General features: G+C 44.0%; 17 protein-coding genes. All 17 read right to left on the bottom strand.

What is annotated here, in order from left to right; genetic code table 11:
* Positions 1-40 precede the first annotated feature (40 nt).
* Entirely contained in the window at positions 41-535 is a 495-nt protein-coding gene (locus AC6B99_RS16555; protein ID WP_496663788.1) for a phage holin family protein, read from the bottom strand.
* Positions 536-955: 420 nt separating this feature from the next.
* On the bottom strand, positions 956-1,441 hold the full coding sequence (locus AC6B99_RS16550) for a hypothetical protein (RefSeq protein ID WP_496663787.1): 486 nt from the start codon (positions 1,439-1,441) through the stop codon (positions 956-958).
* Between the two features lie 32 nt (positions 1,442-1,473).
* Entirely contained in the window at positions 1,474-2,046 is a 573-nt protein-coding gene (locus AC6B99_RS16545) for a hypothetical protein (protein ID WP_496663786.1), read from the bottom strand.
* Between the two features lie 209 nt (positions 2,047-2,255).
* Positions 2,256-3,389: a hypothetical protein gene (locus AC6B99_RS16540; RefSeq protein ID WP_496663785.1), complete on the bottom strand. Its 1,134-nt coding sequence runs from the start codon at positions 3,387-3,389 to the stop codon at positions 2,256-2,258.
* Between the two features lie 200 nt (positions 3,390-3,589).
* Positions 3,590-3,835 carry a hypothetical protein gene (locus AC6B99_RS16535; protein WP_496663784.1) on the bottom strand — a complete coding sequence of 82 codons (246 nt, stop codon included), beginning with the start codon at positions 3,833-3,835 and terminating at the stop codon, positions 3,590-3,592.
* Positions 3,836-4,265: 430 nt separating this feature from the next.
* Entirely contained in the window at positions 4,266-4,751 is a 486-nt protein-coding gene (locus tag AC6B99_RS16530) for a hypothetical protein (RefSeq protein ID WP_496663783.1), read from the bottom strand.
* Positions 4,751-7,303 (bottom strand): hypothetical protein, encoded by a 2,553-nt coding sequence (locus AC6B99_RS16525; protein WP_496663782.1) that lies wholly within the window; start codon positions 7,301-7,303, stop codon positions 4,751-4,753. Before AC6B99_RS16525 ends, AC6B99_RS16530 begins: the two co-directional genes overlap by 1 nt.
* Positions 7,304-7,761: 458 nt before the next feature.
* Complete coding sequence (locus AC6B99_RS16520) at positions 7,762-8,031, bottom strand: hypothetical protein (RefSeq protein WP_496663781.1); 270 nt, start codon at positions 8,029-8,031, stop codon at positions 7,762-7,764.
* A 15-nt stretch (positions 8,032-8,046) separates the two neighbouring features.
* Positions 8,047-10,581, bottom strand: coding sequence for a hypothetical protein (locus AC6B99_RS16515; RefSeq protein WP_496663780.1), 2,535 nt, complete (start codon positions 10,579-10,581; stop codon positions 8,047-8,049).
* Positions 10,582-11,044: 463 nt separating this feature from the next.
* Complete coding sequence (locus tag AC6B99_RS16510) at positions 11,045-11,335, bottom strand: hypothetical protein (RefSeq protein WP_496663779.1); 291 nt, start codon at positions 11,333-11,335, stop codon at positions 11,045-11,047.
* 8 nt (positions 11,336-11,343) lie between these two features.
* Positions 11,344-12,282: a hypothetical protein gene (locus tag AC6B99_RS16505; protein WP_496663778.1), complete on the bottom strand. Its 939-nt coding sequence runs from the start codon at positions 12,280-12,282 to the stop codon at positions 11,344-11,346.
* Between the two features lie 36 nt (positions 12,283-12,318).
* Positions 12,319-12,522: a hypothetical protein gene (locus AC6B99_RS16500; protein WP_496663777.1), complete on the bottom strand. Its 204-nt coding sequence runs from the start codon at positions 12,520-12,522 to the stop codon at positions 12,319-12,321.
* On the bottom strand, positions 12,522-12,680 hold the full coding sequence (locus AC6B99_RS16495) for a hypothetical protein (RefSeq protein WP_496663776.1): 159 nt from the start codon (positions 12,678-12,680) through the stop codon (positions 12,522-12,524). The genes AC6B99_RS16500 and AC6B99_RS16495 overlap by 1 nt, the downstream gene beginning before the upstream one ends.
* Before the next feature lie 341 nt (positions 12,681-13,021).
* On the bottom strand, positions 13,022-13,465 hold the full coding sequence (locus tag AC6B99_RS16490) for a hypothetical protein (RefSeq protein ID WP_496663775.1): 444 nt from the start codon (positions 13,463-13,465) through the stop codon (positions 13,022-13,024).
* A 259-nt stretch (positions 13,466-13,724) separates the two neighbouring features.
* A complete protein-coding gene (locus tag AC6B99_RS16485; RefSeq protein WP_496663774.1) occupies positions 13,725-16,355 on the bottom strand; it encodes a hypothetical protein in 2,631 nt (876 codons plus the stop codon).
* Positions 16,356-16,357: 2 nt separating this feature from the next.
* Positions 16,358-16,768, bottom strand: coding sequence for a lytic transglycosylase domain-containing protein (locus tag AC6B99_RS16480; RefSeq protein ID WP_496663773.1), 411 nt, complete (start codon positions 16,766-16,768; stop codon positions 16,358-16,360).
* 17 nt (positions 16,769-16,785) lie between these two features.
* The gene (locus tag AC6B99_RS16475; protein WP_496663772.1) at positions 16,786-18,420 is read right to left on the bottom strand and encodes a hypothetical protein; all 1,635 of its coding nucleotides are present in this window, start codon (positions 18,418-18,420) and stop codon (positions 16,786-16,788) included.
* Between the last annotated feature and the right edge of the window lies 1 nt (position 18,421).

Below are 18,421 nucleotides of genomic sequence, written 5' to 3'. Positions count from 1 at the left end.
CTACCTTTCATTCGCTGTTTCGAACATCTCGTCTATTGATTTATTCCCTTTGTGTTTCATTTTCAGGGTTGTCCGTAACGTTTGCAATAGCGCCGCGCTCTGCTGCCCGATTAATTTTTTTATCCAACTCTGAGCTCACCCAGGATAATAGCGATTCAAATACATTCAAAGGCAACCACGCTCCCCACCCAGCACGAAGAGCGTTCGCAACCATCGACTGTATAACGTGATAGAGGAGCCCCGCAGTTAGCGCACCAAAAAAGAGACCTGGCAAATTAAACAACAGATCTAATAAATGGCCGCCAGCCGGCAAAGCCAGCATAAAAAATGTGCGAAATACACCATCAATTCCATACTTGCTCGCGTATGAAAAATCCTTTTTAGCTGCCCTTATGCCACTAATCCAATCCATTGCTACGAAAAATAGCAACGCCATCATTGCTGTTAACACTGCATCACCCGCTCCATACAAATATTCAAAAATAGGTACAACAAACGCACCCGCTGTTGAAATAAGGGCTTGCCCTTTGTTCATAATTTTTTCCTCCTAAAAGTAAAAGCTCCGCCGCGGCGGAGCTTTATTTTAATTTTTTATGATGAGACGATTTTATAAAACGAAGATAACAAAAAACAGGTTAATCATGGTGGGATCTGACCATAATCGACCTGTTTGATGCAACGGAATAGCTTTATTTAGGTTATAAAATTAAAGCAATTGATGTCGTACAACCGAAATGGTGAAATCTTTTTACGGGTATTACATGGGTTAACTATGTTATTGGTTGAATGATGGGTTCATTCGGCACTGGGTGGGGTCTATTTCATCAACCGCCACCATTCATATCAGACCACAACACGGCGGTTAGCTCGCATTGTGGCATTAGTTATATCATGGCATTTTAATTCTTATCCTTGCTCATACTTAAGCACATTTACCTTAATCATGTTCTTAAAGTCATTCATCCATGTTATCCAGGGTTTCATCGGTAATATCGACTGGTTCAATCTCTACTAAATTTGCCCAAATTGTAAAAGGAAACGATGATCCATTGACGTTAATTCCGCCCTCACCCCTATAAAAAAAACCTCCTCGTTCGTATAGTTTTATAACAGGTTCAAACAAATCTTTGTTATCTAAAGCGACTTGATTCCCCTCATCTATTAATGCATTTAATTCAAGATAACTTGTAACTAACGCTCTATGATAACTATTATCCACTTCATTCAATATTTGTATTTCCTCTATATTTATTTTTGGTGGTGTTATTGAATTAGATATCATAAGAAAAGGATATAGACATTTCCCAGGATAATTATTCGAAAATATAGAAGCTCTTCTAAGATATTCTCGAACCAATTGAATGTGGGAATTACGATATTTTTTTCCTACTTCATTCCAATTAATTAACGAAATCCGATCTATTGCCTTATTTAAATTCATAGTTCAGACCCTTTCTAAATGTTATTTCCAGCTTATTTATCATGATATTTCATAAAATAGCTAAAAGCTCCTTCGAATTCAATAGTTGGAGGTGGCGGGGCAAGATCATGAGCTCCTTTAGGATTTGACAAAAATTCAGTTCCATTGAATGAATCAGGATCTTTGTAAGGATGTCCCTTTTTCATAAGCTCACTCTCAGTAATTTCATGACGAGCTAATTGTTGAAAAAACTCTTTTTGTTTGGGTGTTAGTACCTGCTTTTGAGCCAACTCCCATGCATATCCAACCTCATAAATTGGTGAGAACTGTCCAAACCTGTAGCTTTTATTATCAAGTGGAATATGATGTGTGTCAAAAAACATATGTTGCTTGAAAATTCGCACTCCTTCTACAGATAACCCACTATTTTTAGCAACAGCTTCAATATCCTCCATCCCTCTACTTCTAATTCTATCATAATATTCCAATCCAACTTTATGTTCCAACTTAGAAAATTCATTTTCAAACTTCTCGACGTAATCATTAATTCGAGTATATTGACTCCAATCTATATTTATCCTAGGTTTACCCGTCCCCTCATTACTGGAACGACGCATACTCTCCATATTCGGCCCGCTTATTTCGGAACTTTGTAAAATTCCAAATTTTCGAATCTCGTACACCTTTTGATAGTTTTTCATCATGGGGAACAATTGGACTAGAGCGCTGATTTGTGTTTTGAAAGTATGGATCTCCTACTGTATTTGCTGCAGCTACTTCATCAAGATCGCTACCTTTATAACCCGCAATAACACCCGCATTCTCTTCTAGCCTCTCATTTATCAGAAGCAATCCCGCTCACATTATCGCTAGTAGTAAAAGCACGACTTCTCAACTCGTGCTGCATGTTTGAAGGTAGTTGACGGTTATGAAGCGCCTGCGTACGATTACCTCCATGCCCCTTCAGCCTTTCCAACGCTGCTCGGATGGGATGCAGGATTTTTAAAGACCCTCCTACCGCTTCGCTTAATCGCTCCGCCGCCTTCGTAATAGTGGCACGGGGAGCTTCAAACTTATTCAATGCTGAGCCTGCTCGGGGAGCATCGCCTGAGCTGACACCACTCTTTTTTCTCGGAAAAGTATGCTCTATTAGATCACTAAGGCTTCTCCCCTCTACCTCCGTCACTGGAGTCCGAGATGACTTTATCCCGTCTCCCCCCCGATTGGGAGTGAGGCGCCCTTCCTGCTTCATTTGTTGCCCGGTTTGCACGAAATCTTCCCATGCATTCGGGAAGGGTTCGGCCGATTTGCCTTTTGAAGTACTTGTACGCAGAGCGGCTTGTACATCCGGCAAACCATCTGAGATTTCTCGCCAGCCGCTCCTGTCTCCTGTTGGAGCCGCCAGTCCTACTTGCACTTCCCCTGTCGTATTATGAAGGCTGTCTACATTTTTTAGCGTGCTGGCAAGCACATCTCCTGGAGCGTTTCTAACCATCTGTACACCTTTGCCCAGCCCGTATAGAGCCAGATCTCCAGCACCTCCCAATACGGTATCTAAGGCTACATCTGCAGCACGACCGCTTAGTGACTGCTCATTCACCCCCAGCTGGTATTCGCCTACTTCGCGTGCGGTTCCCAGCATCGCACCGCCCATTGCCCCACGCGTTACGATTTGACCTGCTTTATTGGCTATTCCCTTTGTAGCAGCACCAGCTACTTTCCATGCTGCCGTGCCAGGTAACAGGTAACCTACAAACTGACCTGCTTGGCCTGCCGTTGTTTGCGTGGCACCCTCGGCACGTTCTGGCATGCCCATTTGACGATCCATATACGTGGATAATCCTAATGTCGCCGTATCCCCTATTCCGCGAATGAAGTTGGGGACAGGTTCCGTATCCGTCACGCCGGGAATGTCTGTCGCCCGTATGACGTCACCCAGTCGTTCTCCTCCCGTTTCCCCTTCCAGCAAACTCGAAAGCCCTTCATCCACTTCTTTCGGGACAATCCGATCTATTAGCTTTGCCGTCGGCCATTCCGCTGGCCGATACCACGACGTCAGCTTGGTTAGCGGGGAATTCAGAGCCCGTTCCTGCCGCTTGCTGCTCTTTTAAACGCTGCTTCTGTCCCATCTCCGTTCCCGAAACACCCGTTGCTGGCGAAAAATCGCGATTAAATAGCGTTCCTGGACGGTGTGGCTTGATCTACACTTCCACCCTGGGCAGCTCCCGCTATTTTATCCCAGACTGGCGTCGGTGACGCCACTGCAACAGCAGGCTGTTGCACTACGCGGTTGCGTACAACCTCATACTTATCTTGTACAGCTGCAGGACGGTTGTACATGCCGGAGAGGACGTTCTGCTTCGCTTCCTCTCCTTGCCGCTGTCGGTTCCGTACGACATCGTATTTATCTGACATCTGCTCCCCTCCCTCCATTTGTTTATTTGATTCTATTTTTACTTACTACTTAAGCTGAGTTTTTGTTTGTTAGTGTAAATAGCTCTTTCGACTCTTTAGGGTGCGCCCAATGCTTTTTTTGAAAGAAGAATTCATTTCACTGAATTCCTTTAAATCGCTTGTCTATTGCTCAATTCCATCTCCTTAAGCTGACCAAGAAAAAGAAGTCAACAAAAAACAGGTCAATTATGGTGGAATCTGCGACCATAATCAACCTGTTTGATGTATCGGAGTAGCGTTATTTAGGTTATAAAATTAAAGCATTTGATGTGCGTACAAACGAAATGGAGAAATCTTTATACGGGTATTACATGGGTTATATGTGTTATTGGTTGAATGATGGGTTCATTCGGCACTGGAGTAGCCCCACCAATCATTCAAGTAAGTTCTCTTACAAATCTATGGGATTCTTATAGCACCATTCATTATTATAGGGTCTATTTGATATTTTTTCTATATCATCCAAGGTGTAAAACCAATCTTCTTCTATCCATAGTTTGATTTCTGGATATCGCTTTAAAATTTCACAGGATAAAACCAATGTTATTTTTTCATTGTTATATACTTCATCAATAATTGCAATATTAAAAAAGTCAATTTCTTCATCATACCAAGAAAAGGAATGATATTGGTATTTATACGGCTCGTCATATAAATCTACCAAAACATCATTTGTAGGTGCTTCATATACGTCTGCTCGTTTAACTAAAGCAATTTCTACAGAAACATGATTTACTATGCTTTCACTTTGAGAATCATTTGAAATAGGACTCATGTAAAAATTATTTTCTATACAAATCTTTTTAACATCTGCAATAAGTTTTGTTAATTCAATTTTGCTATTTGCTTGGACTAAAAAATATGCTGATGTCCCCATTACTTAAGCACACTCCCTAATTCTTCTAATGAATTTACAATAGTTACACCTTGACTCTTAGCAAATTCTATTTTTTCTAAATTAAATTTATTTAGAGTTTTCAATGGCTCATCAATATACAAGATAACCTCTTTAAACTCATAGTTGAAAAAATCTATATTATTAGGATTTATTAATCTATCAATTTGATCTGTCTTAACTGCACTCACTGATTTTTTCACTTCAATAATTTGTGTATTTGTAGCGATATCTACATCTGTAGCTTTTTTATCCAGAGTTAAGTTTTTCACTTCTACTCCAAACCCAGTAACTTCAGTGTTTTGTTGAACAAAATTCCCTACCTTACCTTCAACGGATTTCCCTGCATTAGATCTATTTTTCGCACTTTCGATGGCATTTGGAATATTCTTGGGATTCTGTTCAACATACTTAATTGTATTGCCTGAAGGATTTGTAAATTCGACTTCAATCCCCTTATTTGTTTTAACTTTGTTAGGCTCGTTAAGTTTAACATCTTTACCCGTCCCCTCATTTCTGGAACTACGAATACTCTCCATATTCGGCCTGCTTATTTCGGAACTTTTTAGAACTCCAACAGTCGAATCTCGTACACCTTTTGATAGCGTTTCATCATGGGGGACAATTGGACTAGACCGCTGCTTTGTGTTTTGAAAGTATAGATCTCCTACTGTATTTGCTGCAGCTACTTCACCAGGATCGCTACCTTTATAACCAGCAATGACACCCGCATTCTCTTCTAGCCTCTCATTTACCCTAAATGTATCAGAGTTTACACCCTGCGCCAAGTCTTGAGTCAGCTTATCTCTTAAAATAGCAGCTCGCTGATGTTCTCCCGCTGCTTCTAGCTCTTGCATTAGCCTATACCCTGTACCCATTTGTTCTGCATTCATCGATTTGTTGGATAAAATATTCAATTCTGCTTGGCCTAATTCGTTTCCGGTATTAGAAGCAATCCCGCTCACATTATCGCTAGTAGTAAAAGCACGACTTCTCAGCTCGTGCTGCATGTTTGAAGGTAGTTGACCGTTATAAAGCGCCTGCGTGCGATTCACTCCAAGCTCCTTCAGCCTTTTCAATGCCGCTCGGATGGGATGCAGAGCTTTCCCAGCACCTCCCACCGCTTGGCTTAATCGCTCCGTCGCCTTCGTAATAGTGGCACGGGGAGTCTCCAACTTATTCAATGCTGAGCCTGCTCGGGGAGCATGGCCTGAGCTGACACCACTCTTTTTCCTCGAGAAAGTACGCTCTATTAGATCACTAAGGCTTCTCCCCTCTACCTCCGTCACCGGAGCTCGAGGTGACTTTATCCCGTCCTCCCCCCGATTGGGAGTGAGGCGCCCTTCCTGCTTCATTTGTTGCCCGGTTTGTACGAAGTCTTCCCATGCATTCGGGAAGGGTTCAGCCGATTCACCTTTTGAAGTACTTGTACGCAGAGCGGCTTGTACATCCGGCAAACCATCTGAGATTTCTCGCCAGCCGCTCCTGTCTCCTGTTGGAGCCGCCAGTCCTACTTGCACTTCCCCTGTCGTATTATGAAGGCTGTCTACATTTTTTAGCGTGCTGGCAAGCACATCTCCCGGCGCCTGTCTAACCATCTGCACACCTTTGCCCAGCCCGTATAGAGCCAGATCTCCAGCACCTCCCAATACGGTATCTAAGGCTACATCTGCAGCACGACCGCTTAGAGACTGCTCATTCACCCCCAGCTGGTATTCGCCCATTTCGCGTGCGGTACCCAGCATCGCACCACCCATTGCCCCACGCGTTACGGTTTGACCTGCTTTATTGGCCATTCCCTTTGTAGCAGCACCAGCTACTTTCCATGCTGCCGTGCCAGGTAACAGGTAACCTACAAACTGACCTGCTTGGCCTGCCGTTGTTTGCGTGGCACCCTCGGCACGTTCTGGCATGCCCATTTGACGATCCATATACGAGGATAATCCTAAGGTCGCTGTATCTCCTATTCCTCGAATGAAGTTGGGGATTGGTCCCGTGTCCGTCACGCCGGGAATATCTGTCGCCCGTATGGCATCCCCCAGTCGTTCTCCTCCTGTTTTCCCTTCTAACAGGCTCGAAAGTCCTTCATCCACTTCTTTCGGGACAATCCGATCTATTAGCTTTGCAGTCGGCCATTCCGCTGGCCGATACCACGACGTCAGCTTGGATAATGGGGAATTCAAGGCCTGTTCCTGCCGCTCTGCGGCTTGCTGCTCCTGCAAACGCTGCTTCTGGCCCTTCACCGTTCCCGAAACACCCGTTGCCGGCGAAAGATCACGATTAAATAGCGTTCCTGGTATTTGCTCCGGTTTGGCTTGAACTGCACTTCCACCCTGGGCAGCTCCCGCTAGTTTATCCCAGGCTGGCGTCGGTGATGCCACTTGAACAGCAGGCTGTTGCACTGCGCGGTTGCGTACAACCTCATACTTATCTGGTACAGCTGCAGGACGGTTGTACATGCCGGAGAGCACGTTCCGCCTCGCTTCCTCTCCTTGCCGCTGTCGGTTTCGCACGACATCGTATTTATCTGACATCCGCTCTCCTCCCTCCATTTGTTTATTTGATTCTATTTTTACTTACTGCTTAGGCTGAGTTGTTTGCCTGTTAGTGTGAATAGCTCTTTCCGCTCTTTAGGACTCGCCCATTGCTTTTTTGAATAAAGGATAAAACTCATTGGATGCCTTTGAATTGCTTGTCTATTGCGCAATTCTATCTCCTTAAGCTGACCAAGAAAAAGAAGTCAACAAAAAACAGGTTGATTATGGCGGTATCAAACCATAATCAACCTGTTTTTTTGTAACGCTTTAGCGTTATTTAGGTTATGGAATTAAAGCATTTGATGTGCGTACAAACGAAATGAAGAAATCTTTATATGGGTATTACATGGGTTATATGTGTTATTGGTTGAATGATGGGTTCATTCGGCACTAGGTGACCCCCCGACCTCTTTACGAGAAACTAATGATTTATTACAATTCTACATTAACTTTGACTATGAAACTAGATATATCACCGACCCCAATTGTATATCTGTGGGTTTAATAGATTTACCAAGACATATGCCTACCATTTTTTTATCAGTTGGTGAATTAGAAATTTGAACTGAAACAACTTCCAATTCTAGCTCATTGTTTTCAGGTGTCTGAAGAACAATTTTGTCACCAATTTTATTTAATGATGCGAGAACAGGGTTAATTCCAACTATAATAGTTCCATTTTCTTTGGATTCAAACACATCTCCAACTTCCATTAATCTTTCCATGTGATACCTTCCTTTTTATCTATTTTGGATATATAGCTCATCCTTAACGTCTCGAATACGGAGTCCACCGTTTTTCAATCTTGTAATTGCATCCCTAAGTAATGTCATTCTTTCAGTTGATGTTAAATCCGGGGTAAATCTAGCCGCCCTAATACTAGCCTGCGCTTCATCTAAAGCAAAGTTTCTTGCATATGTTGCAGGATCAACATCATAAAGACTAAATGCTTTTCCATTTACATACGACTCATAATGACCAACAATTTCATGGGCTATGGTTGCCTTACCTGAGACACGACTATTCGCATTTAAAGTTCCGACTCCGGGGGATTTAGCAGGTAACACGTCAGTATTTATATACAGCCTGTCATACATCATTCCCGTATTCCAACTATCCCTAAATACAATATTTTCTTCAGGAAAACCTAACTTTTTCGCATAATTAACCAATTCACTTCTTTGTGCATTGGTTAATTCTATTTCATTTCTCAATCCTCCTGAAGAAATTAGACGAAGATCCCCCTTCCCCTCAACACTGGCGCTCGATTCATTCTCAATGTGCGGGCTTCTCAATTCAGAACTTTTCAAAGCTCCAGCAGTCGAACTGCCTTCTTCTTTTGCTACCGTTCGACCAATCGGTTCAGTTACACTAGACAGATGATTCGTGTTTTGAAAGTGTAGACTTCCTACTGGATTCGCTGCAGCTACTTCAACAGGATCGCTACCTATATAACCAGCAGCGAAATCCGCATTCTCTTCTAGCATCCCATTTATCCTAAATGTATCAGAGTTTATATCCTGCGCCAAGTCTTGGGTTAGCTTATCCCTTAAGGCAGCAGCTTGTTGATGTTCTCCCGCTGCTTCTAGCTCTTGCATTAGCCTATACCCTGTACCCATTTGCTCTGCGTTTTTCGATTCGTTGGATAATAGATTTAATTCCGCTGGAGTTAAACCACTTCCGTCGTTAGAGGCAGTCCTACTCCTGTTATTCGCAGTAGTAGAAGCTCGGGTTCCCAACTGGTGCTGCATTTCTGAAGGTAGTTGACGGTTATGAAGCGCCTGCGTACGAGTCCCTCCAAGCCCCTTCAGCCTTTCCAATACCGCTCGAATGGGATGCAGGACTTTCCCAGGCCCTCCTACCGCTTGGCTTAATCGCTCTGCGGCCTTCGTAATAGTGGCACGGGGAGCTTCAAACTTGCTAAGTGATGAGCCTGCTTGAGGAGCATCGCCTGATCTGACACGGCTCTTTTTCCCTGGAAATGTACGTTCTATGAGATCACTGAGACTTCTCCCTTCTCCCTCCGTCACTGGAGTCCGAGGTGACTTTATCCCTTCCGACCCCCGATCGGGAGTGAAGTGCCCTTCCTGTTTCATTTGTTGCCTGGTTTGCACGAAATCCTCCCATGAATTCGGAGACGGATCGGCCGATTTGCCTTTTGAAGTACTTGTAGGCAGAGCGGCCTGTACATCCGGCAAACCATCTGCGATTTCTCGCCAGCCACTCCTCTCTCCTGTTGGAGCCGTCAGCCCTACTTGTACTTCCCCTGCCGTATTATGAAGGCTGTCTACATTTCTTAGCGTGCTGGCAAGCACATCTCCTGGTGCGTTTCTAACCATCTGCACACCCTTACCCAGCCCGTATAGAGCCAGATCTCCAGCACCTCCCAATACGGTATCTAAGGCCACATCTGCAGCACGACCGCTTAAAGACTGCTCATTCACCCCCAGCTGGTATTCGCCCACTTCGCGTGCGGTACCCAGCATCGCACCACCCATTGTACCACGCGTTACGGTTTGACCTGCTTTATTGGCCATTCCCTTTGTAGCAGCACCAGCTACTTTCCATGCTGCCGTGCCGGGTAATAGGTAACCTACAAACTGACCTGTTTTGCCTGCCGTTGTTTGCGTGGCACCCTCGGCACGTTCTGGCATGCCCATTTGTCGATCCATATACGAGGATAATCCTAATGTCGCCGTATCCCCTATTCCTCGAATGAAGTTGGGGATTGGTCCCGTGTCCGTCACTCCAGGGATATCCGTCTCCCGTATGGCCTCCCCCAGTCGTTCTCCTCCCGTTTTCCCATCCAGCAGGCTCGAAAGTCCTTCATCCACTGCTTTCGGGACAATCCGATCAATTAGCTTAGCCGTCGGCCATTCCGCTGGCCGATACCACGATGTCAGCTTGGAGAGCGGGGAATTCAAGGCCCGTTCCTGCCGCTCTGCCGCTTGCTGCTCCTTCAAACGCTGCTTCTGTCCCATCACCGTTCCCGAAACACCCGTTGCTGGCGAAAAATCACGATTAAATAGCGTTCCTGGAATTTGCTCTGGTTTGGCTTGATCTGCGCTTCCACCCTGGGCAGCCCCCGCTATTTTATCCCAAGCTGGCGTCGGCGATGCCAATTGAACGGCAGGCTGTTGCAATACGTGGTTGCGTACAACCTCATACTTATCTTGTACAGCTGCAGGACGGTTGTACATGCCAGAGAGAACGTTCTGCTTCGCTTCCTCTCCTTGCCGCTGTCGGTTTCGCACGACATCGAATTTATCTGACATCCGCTCCCCTCCCTCCATTTGTTTATTTGATTCTATTTTTACTTACTACTTAAGCTGAGTTTTTGTTTGTTAGTGTAAATAGCTCTTTCGACTCTTTAGGATGCGCCCAATGCTTTTTTTGAAAGAAGAATACATTTCACTGAATTCCTTTAAATCGCTTGTCTATTGCTCAATTCCATCTCCTTAAGCTGACCAAGAAAAAGAAGTCAACAAAAAACAGGTCAATTATGGTGGAATCTGTGACCATAATCAACCTGTTTTTTGTAACGCTTTATCGTTATTTAGAGTATAAAATTAAAACATGGATATTCACAAACAAAGCGATGAAAACTTTATACTACATTTCGGCTGTTGGATGTGTTATTTCATTAATTTTAAATTTATACGCTACTGGGTAGTCCCCCCACCGTTCTCAATGAATTTAGTTCTATATGAATAGGCAACAATAAACTAAACAAAAAACTCAATCCAATACTTTATAAACTATATCGCCTACTTTTATTTTATTAAAATCATCTGAATCATAAATAATAATTCCGATACTAAGATCTCCAAACATAGAAGTTGAAATATCTACCTTCTTGACTTTAAACCTCAATTCTTCCAGAGTTGCTTTAACCATTATATATTTATCAACGATATTTAGTCCGCTTGTATTATCTAGGGTGAACTTAGGATCAGCTCCTATAATAATATGCCCCATTTTTTTATCATTAACGGTTAGGCCTATTTGCATAAAATGTTCATACTGCATTTTTCACCCTACCTTTCTTGTATATCAAGTAAATGCTTAACATCTTTTAGCTTCAAATTTGTATTCCTTAATCTTTGAATACCGTCTCTTAGAAGCATAATTTTCTCGGCCTGACTTAGTTCTGATGCAAATCGCGCCGCCCTAATGCTAGCTTGGGCTTCATCTAAAGCATAATTTATTGGATTTATCACTGGTACATTGTCAATGAGATCATATTGATTAAAAGCAGTCCCTTTTTTAACTGTCTCGTAGTGCCCAACCACTTCATGCGCTATAGTGCCCTTACCACTAATTAAAGAATTCTGATTTTTTGTTGGTATTTTGAATGGTAAAACATCATTATTTATTGTAAAAATCGTATCGTATATAATGCTTGTAGGGGTAAAGTTTACACTATCCGCAATGTGAATGTTATATTCTGAAAACTCTAACTTTTTTGCATAACTAATTAATTCATCTATTTGTTCTTTGGTAAGTGGTGTATCATTCCTATATCCTTTAGTATCAAAGAAATTCTTACCTTCACCCATCCTCTCAGCATCATTCTTCAAACGATCAGCTAATTCCTTCTTACCCGCTTCAGATTCCTTAAAGAAATCCTTATGATGCTGTGACGGACTGAAAGGCTTCGAATCAGGACTATCATGAAGTTTAACATTTCCTCCAGGACCCGCGGGTACAAGATTGTCACCCATCTTCTTAATCGTCATGGCATTCTGAAGCTTTTTCCAACCCGTGGCTGCTGCATCCTTGATATCCAATGCATCACGTATCAGTTTCTTTTTAACCTTGTCTGCGGCCTTTCCAATCCAACCCGTCATTTTATTCAGCGAATCGCCAAATGCGTTGCCTAAGGTCTTCACGATTTTCGCATCTGCAATCTTGTTGCCGACTGCCTTCGCCAATCGCGAATCCATCACACCGCCGGTTAAGGCACCGATTCCCATATCCAGAGCCATCTCACTGAAGCTAAAACCGTCGCCTTACATCGTCTGGCGAATGACGCTTTCAAACCCATTCTGCACCGCACCAAATGCCATTCGTCCACCTAATGAGGCAAATGCTCCGAACGGACCAAATACCGCCCCAGATATCGCCCCGATGATCGTCTCTCGAAAGGCCGTTGAAACATACGTGCCCATATCGCTGACCTCGCCGCGGGCGATATCCGATACCGCTTGGCTCACTACCGCGCTGCCGTTCCCGCAATGGCTGCTCTAGCTAGCACCGCACCGACAACAACTGCACCTGCTCCCAGCGTCGCTACCGTAAACGCCGCTGCTACCGCGACTACTGCGACGACGGCAAGTCCCGCCAGTACATTCCTCGTTAGAGTTGCCGCCAAATCAGCCTTACACAATAAAAATCGTTACTTTGGTCGAATTCGTTGCGGACATAACTCAGATTCATTCTGACAATATAGTGCTCGAAATATTCTGCAATTTAGGTGCAATGTCTCTAGCACTATATCCATCAGGGCGACATACTCTACAGTTGCGAATGATTTTAAAAAAACGCAAGATAACGAGGATAACAAAAACAAGTCAATCATGGTGGTATCTGACCATAATCGACCTGTTATATGTAACGCTTTAGCGTTATTTAAGCTATCCTTTTTAAGCATTATTGCGCGTACAAAAGAAATGGATATTTCTCCATAAATCCATTTTTATCCATGCTTACACTTTATTTATTTTTTTCTATCATTTCCATCCCAGTTATAAATTTCTTAATAGAATCCTCATTTTTCAATAATTCACTTAAGTATAACAATACATCAAACTCTTCAGGATCTGCATCATAATAAATCATCCCAGGATCGATAAAAGGCTCATAAACTATGTTACAGGTATCTTGCCCCCTTATTGTTATACTGAAACATCGTTCCAATTTGGAAACATAATTATTTGTACAGTTCAAATCATCTACGGGCGCTTCAAATGATTGTCCATTATAGAAAAAGAATAGTTTTTTATCTTTAACATAAATACCAACTATCTGTCCACCTTCAGTTATTCCCCCAACCCCTTGTATTGTTTTATTTCTATCCTCAGCTTCTTCGATTGAATAATTATTATTATTAATTAAAATGTACGATCCCATTTTTGGATAATTACGTAATGTTATCATTATGATTATACTCCTTTCAGACAGAGTTTTTATCCCACCGCTACACACTAATCCTGAATGATCCTGAATCCGTGATAGTTTTTTTAAAAAACAAGAGACTTGTAGAGATATATGAAGATATCTAATGACTTTCTCAAGAAAATAGGATTTTAAATAATTCCCCAATGGGTGAATTATTTAAAAGGTGAGAAATCATATAGAACCTTATGTTTCCACCGACATTCTCTTGTTTTCAATTTCCCCCGTTACGGATTCAGGACTAATGCTTTAATCCCAGTAATGTATTCAGTACATCATCTTTTTTCATAGAGCTTTTAATTATTGATTGCCAAATATCCTCATCCGTCGGATTTAAACCTTGCTCCAGCATTTTTTGTTTTTTACTATCAAAAAGCCATTTTGCATCAGGCCCTATAGAATTACCATATAGTTCCATATTCCTTTCCTCTATTGGAGCCAATTCTTCAGGTGCCATTTTTGCTCTTGCTGAAACCTTATCTTGATTTCGCATATCAACAACCCTATTTGCTATTTCATTAGTTGGGGTACCTTCTTGCACCATCCTATCAATTTCTTCTTGAATTTTTTTGGATTGTTCTAAGTACTCTTCTCTAATAGCCCGATTCTGCTTAACTTTTTCGATATCCGTAAAATCATATTTTGCATATGGCGTTCCTTCTTTTGGCAAATATCCATATACACCCATATCATCTCGGTGAATCTGCTCAAGTACATGTGGTTTTACTTCTTCAATTGGTATTCCTTGACCAGTTTTCCCAACACCAGTATTACCCGTCCCCTCATTACTGGAACTACGAATACTCTCCATATTCGGCATGCTTATTTCGGAACTTTTTAGAACTCCAACAGTCGAATCTCGTACACCTTTTGATAGCTTTTCATCATGGGGAACAATTGGACTAGACCGCTGCTTTGTGTTTTGAAAGTATAGATCTCCTACTGTATTTGCTGCAGCTACTTCACCAGGATCGCTACCTTTATAACCAGCAATGACACCCGCATTCTCTTCTAGCCTCTCATTTACCCTAAATGTATCAGAGTTTACACCCTGCGCCAAGTCTTGGGTCAGCTTATCTCTTAAAATAGCAGCTCGCTGATGTTCTCCCGCTGCTTCTAGCTCTTGCATTAGCCTATACCCTGTACCCATTTGCTCTGCATTCATCGATTTGTTGGATAAAATATTCAATTCTGCTTGGCCTAATTCGTTTCCGGTATTAGAAGCAATCCCGCTCACATTATCGCTAGTAGTAAAAGCACGACTTCTCAACTCGTGCTGCATGTCTGAAGGTAGTTGACGGTTATGAAGCGCCTGCGTACGATTACCTCCATGCCCCTTCAGCCTTTCCAACGCTGCTCGGATGGGATGCAGGATTTTTAAAGACCCTCCTACCGCTTCGCTTAATCGCTCCGCCGCCTTCGTAATAGTGGCACGGGGAGCTTCAAACTTATTCAATGCTGAGCCTGCTCGGGGAGCATCGCCTGAGCTGACACCACTCTTTTTTCTCGGAAAAGTATGCTCTATTAGATCACTAAGGCTTCTCCCCTCTACCTCCGTCACTGGAGTCCGAGATGACTTTATCCCGTCTCCCCCCCGATTGGGAGTGAGGCGCCCTTCCTGCTTCATTTGTTGCCCGGTTTGCACGAAATCTTCCCATGCATTCGGGAAGGGTTTGGCCGATTTACCTTTTGAAGTACTTGTACGCAGAGCGGCTTGTACATTCGGCAAACCATCATCTGCGATTTCTCGCCAGCCACTCCTTTCTCCTGTTGGAGCCGTCAGTCCTACTTGCACTTCCCCTGCCGTATTATGAAGGCTGTCTACATTTTTTAGCGTGCTGGCAAGCACCTCTCCCGGCGCCTGTCTAACCATCTGCACACCTTTGCCCAGCCCGTATAGAGCCAGATCTCCAGCACCGCCGAATGCGGCACCTAAAGCTGCATTTTTAGCAACTTGATCCAAGTCGGACTGGCCAGAAACTAGCGATAGGGCGCCGCCCTCTATGCCACCTGCTGCCGCGCCTGTTAAGCCGCGTTCGACTAGATTACCTGTTGAATGAATGCCAATCTTGCTAGTTGCGTTATTCAGAGCGCTTTGACCAGTGTTAGATAACCATCTGCCCGCTTTATTGCCTTGCACCAATTTATTCGCAATACTATAACCGCCTGTGAGCAGGCTTTGATCCAATGCTGCTGGGTTAGCAATGGCACCCCCAAGGTTACCAAGCAGCAAAGCCCCTTTATCTGCACGCTCAGATCCAGATGATAGGAGCGGCGCCGCCCCTGCTTCGTTCAAATTTACGCCCTGAACCGCACCAATGCCGTAAGTAACGGTGTTCAGCAGCCTGCCGTATTCATTGTTTACAAGCATCCTGTCCATTAGGCCAGCTGCGGCGTCAATAGTATTGTCTTTCAACCATTTAAGCGTGGGGTTATTGGGATCTTGCGCATCCCTTTTACGCGCTTGCTTTGCAATGTAAGACGCTGCATCTCCATGGATGCCCGGTAAACCAGTTGCTGGCGTAAGATCTCTATGAAACAACGTACCGGGTACTTGCTGAGCAGGAGTTTCCGCAGAGGAATTCGCCTCTGCAGCTATCCTGTTCCATAGTAATGGAACTGCCGGCTTGTGGTACTGTGTTGTTTTGGCTGATGGTGTCGCAGCAGCCGACAATGCGTTGCCAATATTCTGCGTTTGCTGGATGGGGTTAAACAATTCAGGAGCAAGCGATCGTACGCCGCTCCGGGTTCCATCCACATCTGAATTGTTGAGCAACTGCTGCTTTCTTTTTTCAATCCAACTATCAGCCGATTTAGATGACTGCTGGCCTGAAAGCTCACGCTTTCTTTGTTCTATCCACGATTCCGCCAAAATTATCCCCTCCAGTTACCCATTACTTTAGGCACGTAATCCTGTGTTTCTTTTGGTAAGTATGACTGTATGGCGCTAAAACTATTGCCGTATTTTTTAATCAATCCGTCAACCCTGCCCGGACCCGCGTTATATGCTGCGAGAGCAAGTTGATAATCACCATTATATTTGGAGATCATTTGGCTTAGGTACTTCGTACCGCCATCAATATTCTGAGCTGGATCATACACATTTTTGATACCCAAACCTTGGGCGGTTGCTGGCATAATTTGCATTAAACCGCCTGCTCCTTTTTTAGACACTGCTTTAACATCTCCTCCGCTTTCTTTACTAATTACAGCCTCCACTAGCCCGGTTGGAACATTGCTGTATCTACTTACCGCAGAATCAATAAGGCTCTGATAGGCAGACATCGCACCACCAGAGCCTGCTACTTTCCCGATGTCTTTTCGGGAACTGTCCCGCCCCACTTAAGGCCATATTTTAGATACATTTGATATTTGTCGTAATCAGAAAGTTCGGAGTTAAGGATTGAATTCTCAAGAATTTCAGGGTTAGTGATTGCTTTTGTTTTTTCGTCTCGTTGAACAATGCTATCAAGGTATGTTCTCATATCAGTCAAAGAGGGATTTTGTGCTGCTGCAGCCCCTGCGCTATATGGGGTTCCTGGGATAACACCAGGTATGCCCTGAGGTGCAACACCTGTCGCTTCCCAAACAGCCATCGCTTGGTTAAACGCTTGGTTATTTGCACTATTGTTGACTTGTTGCTGGTTGAGGTTGTTAGCAGCCCAAGCAAGAGCATTATTAATGCCGTTTTGCTTAATCTGCTGATCAAACTGATCCATCCATTGCTTATCAGCCACAGCATCGCGTCCAGCTGTGTAAGTAAACGTTTGGTCGCGGTATGCATTATCCTGCGCGCGCTGGTCCTCATTGGCCGCAAACTGTTTTCCTGCCAGGGTCTGACCTCCAGCGTTTGCATTGGCAGCAAGGCTGCCCCATGTCTGCGTTGGGCCAGAGCCTAAATTACCCGTTTGCCCGACCATATCCATATAAGCATTCCAGTTACTTTGTTTATTGGCCAAATCCATTTCTTGACCAGCCAGCGTTCTTGTACCTGCATAAGGATTAGCTGTTACATTTGCTGCTGAAACATTTGCCCCAAGGGTCGACGTATTCACCCCCATCGCTTGAAGCTGCGAACGGATAACATCCGCCTGCCCACTAAGCTGCGCACGATCTGTCGCCGTAATACCCTTTGTCTCCGCTTGCTGTTTTAAACCGATGAGCTGCTGGATAAGCTGCTGTGAACCGGCTGGCATATAGTTTCCCGTTAAGCCCGCCTCCGTTACGGATTCATTGAACTGATCCCCACGAAGTGCTCGCGCTGTATTGAGTAGATTGGCGGCATTAGCCAATCGATCTTGATATTGCGCATAAGCCTGTTGGCGATATTCAGGAATATATGCTGCCGCTTCCTGCTCAGCTCGCTGTTGAATTTGACCTAGCTGCGACGAAGTCAGACTGCTATTTAAAATACCCTTTTCGTTAGCCGTCTCCATAGCGCTTTTACTTGCATCGCCTGCACGAATTTGTGCCAGCTGCCGCTGTGCCTGATAGCCGGCATCAGTCTCAGGATCGTAGCTAAAGGGTGTCCCCGTAAGACTTTCAAGCGCCGCATACTGCTCCGCACTCTTGGCTTGCCAATCATTATATTGCGGTGTTGAAAAAGAGGGGGTTGGCTGAGTGGTCGTCGGAGCTGGTACGGGAGTTACTTTGGGCACAACCGGAGTAAAGATTCCTGTCCCCGGATTTTGAGATGCTGACGAACCAGATTTAGCCCTTAAATCAGGCAATATTGGATCTGCTTTCTTCTTTTCTAGAGTGTTAGTCTGCAACGTCGCATTTGTTGTATTAGCCGCCGTGGTTGAACTAGGAACACTGCTTTTAGCTAATTGGGCCTTTGCCCAAGCTTGCTGGCCCGCATTAGCCGTTCCACCCGCAGCCGTCTTGCCCGCTGCCATATTTGTCAAATATTGATTTTGATTTGTGTTTACTGTCACT

This window comes from Paenibacillus liaoningensis, assembly GCF_059609455.1.
The sequence above is the reverse complement of the archived record's forward strand: the minus strand, read 5'-3'. Positions and strand labels throughout refer to the sequence as shown.

What these genes read in the sequence shown, in the direction of transcription:
- AC6B99_RS16525 (WP_496663782.1), bottom strand. Translation starts at nt 7,303, where the DNA reads ATGTCAGATAAATACGATGTCGTGCGAAACCGACAGCGGCAAGGAGAG.
- AC6B99_RS16520 (WP_496663781.1), bottom strand. Translation starts at nt 8,031, where the DNA reads ATGGAAAGATTAATGGAAGTTGGAGATGTGTTTGAATCCAAAGAAAAT.
- AC6B99_RS16530 (WP_496663783.1), bottom strand. Translation starts at nt 4,751, where the DNA reads ATGGGGACATCAGCATATTTTTTAGTCCAAGCAAATAGCAAAATTGAA.
- AC6B99_RS16550 (WP_496663787.1), bottom strand. Translation starts at nt 1,441, where the DNA reads ATGAATTTAAATAAGGCAATAGATCGGATTTCGTTAATTAATTGGAAT.
- AC6B99_RS16555 (WP_496663788.1), bottom strand. Translation starts at nt 535, where the DNA reads ATGAACAAAGGGCAAGCCCTTATTTCAACAGCGGGTGCGTTTGTTGTA.
- AC6B99_RS16515 (WP_496663780.1), bottom strand. Translation starts at nt 10,581, where the DNA reads ATGTCAGATAAATTCGATGTCGTGCGAAACCGACAGCGGCAAGGAGAG.
- AC6B99_RS16510 (WP_496663779.1), bottom strand. Translation starts at nt 11,335, where the DNA reads ATGCAGTATGAACATTTTATGCAAATAGGCCTAACCGTTAATGATAAA.
- AC6B99_RS16505 (WP_496663778.1), bottom strand. Translation starts at nt 12,282, where the DNA reads ATGGGAATCGGTGCCTTAACCGGCGGTGTGATGGATTCGCGATTGGCG.
- AC6B99_RS16545 (WP_496663786.1), bottom strand. Translation starts at nt 2,046, where the DNA reads ATGGAGAGTATGCGTCGTTCCAGTAATGAGGGGACGGGTAAACCTAGG.
- AC6B99_RS16480 (WP_496663773.1), bottom strand. Translation starts at nt 16,768, where the DNA reads ATGTCTGCCTATCAGAGCCTTATTGATTCTGCGGTAAGTAGATACAGC.
- AC6B99_RS16535 (WP_496663784.1), bottom strand. Translation starts at nt 3,835, where the DNA reads ATGTCAGATAAATACGATGTCGTACGGAACCGACAGCGGCAAGGAGAG.
- AC6B99_RS16490 (WP_496663775.1), bottom strand. Translation starts at nt 13,465, where the DNA reads ATGATAACATTACGTAATTATCCAAAAATGGGATCGTACATTTTAATT.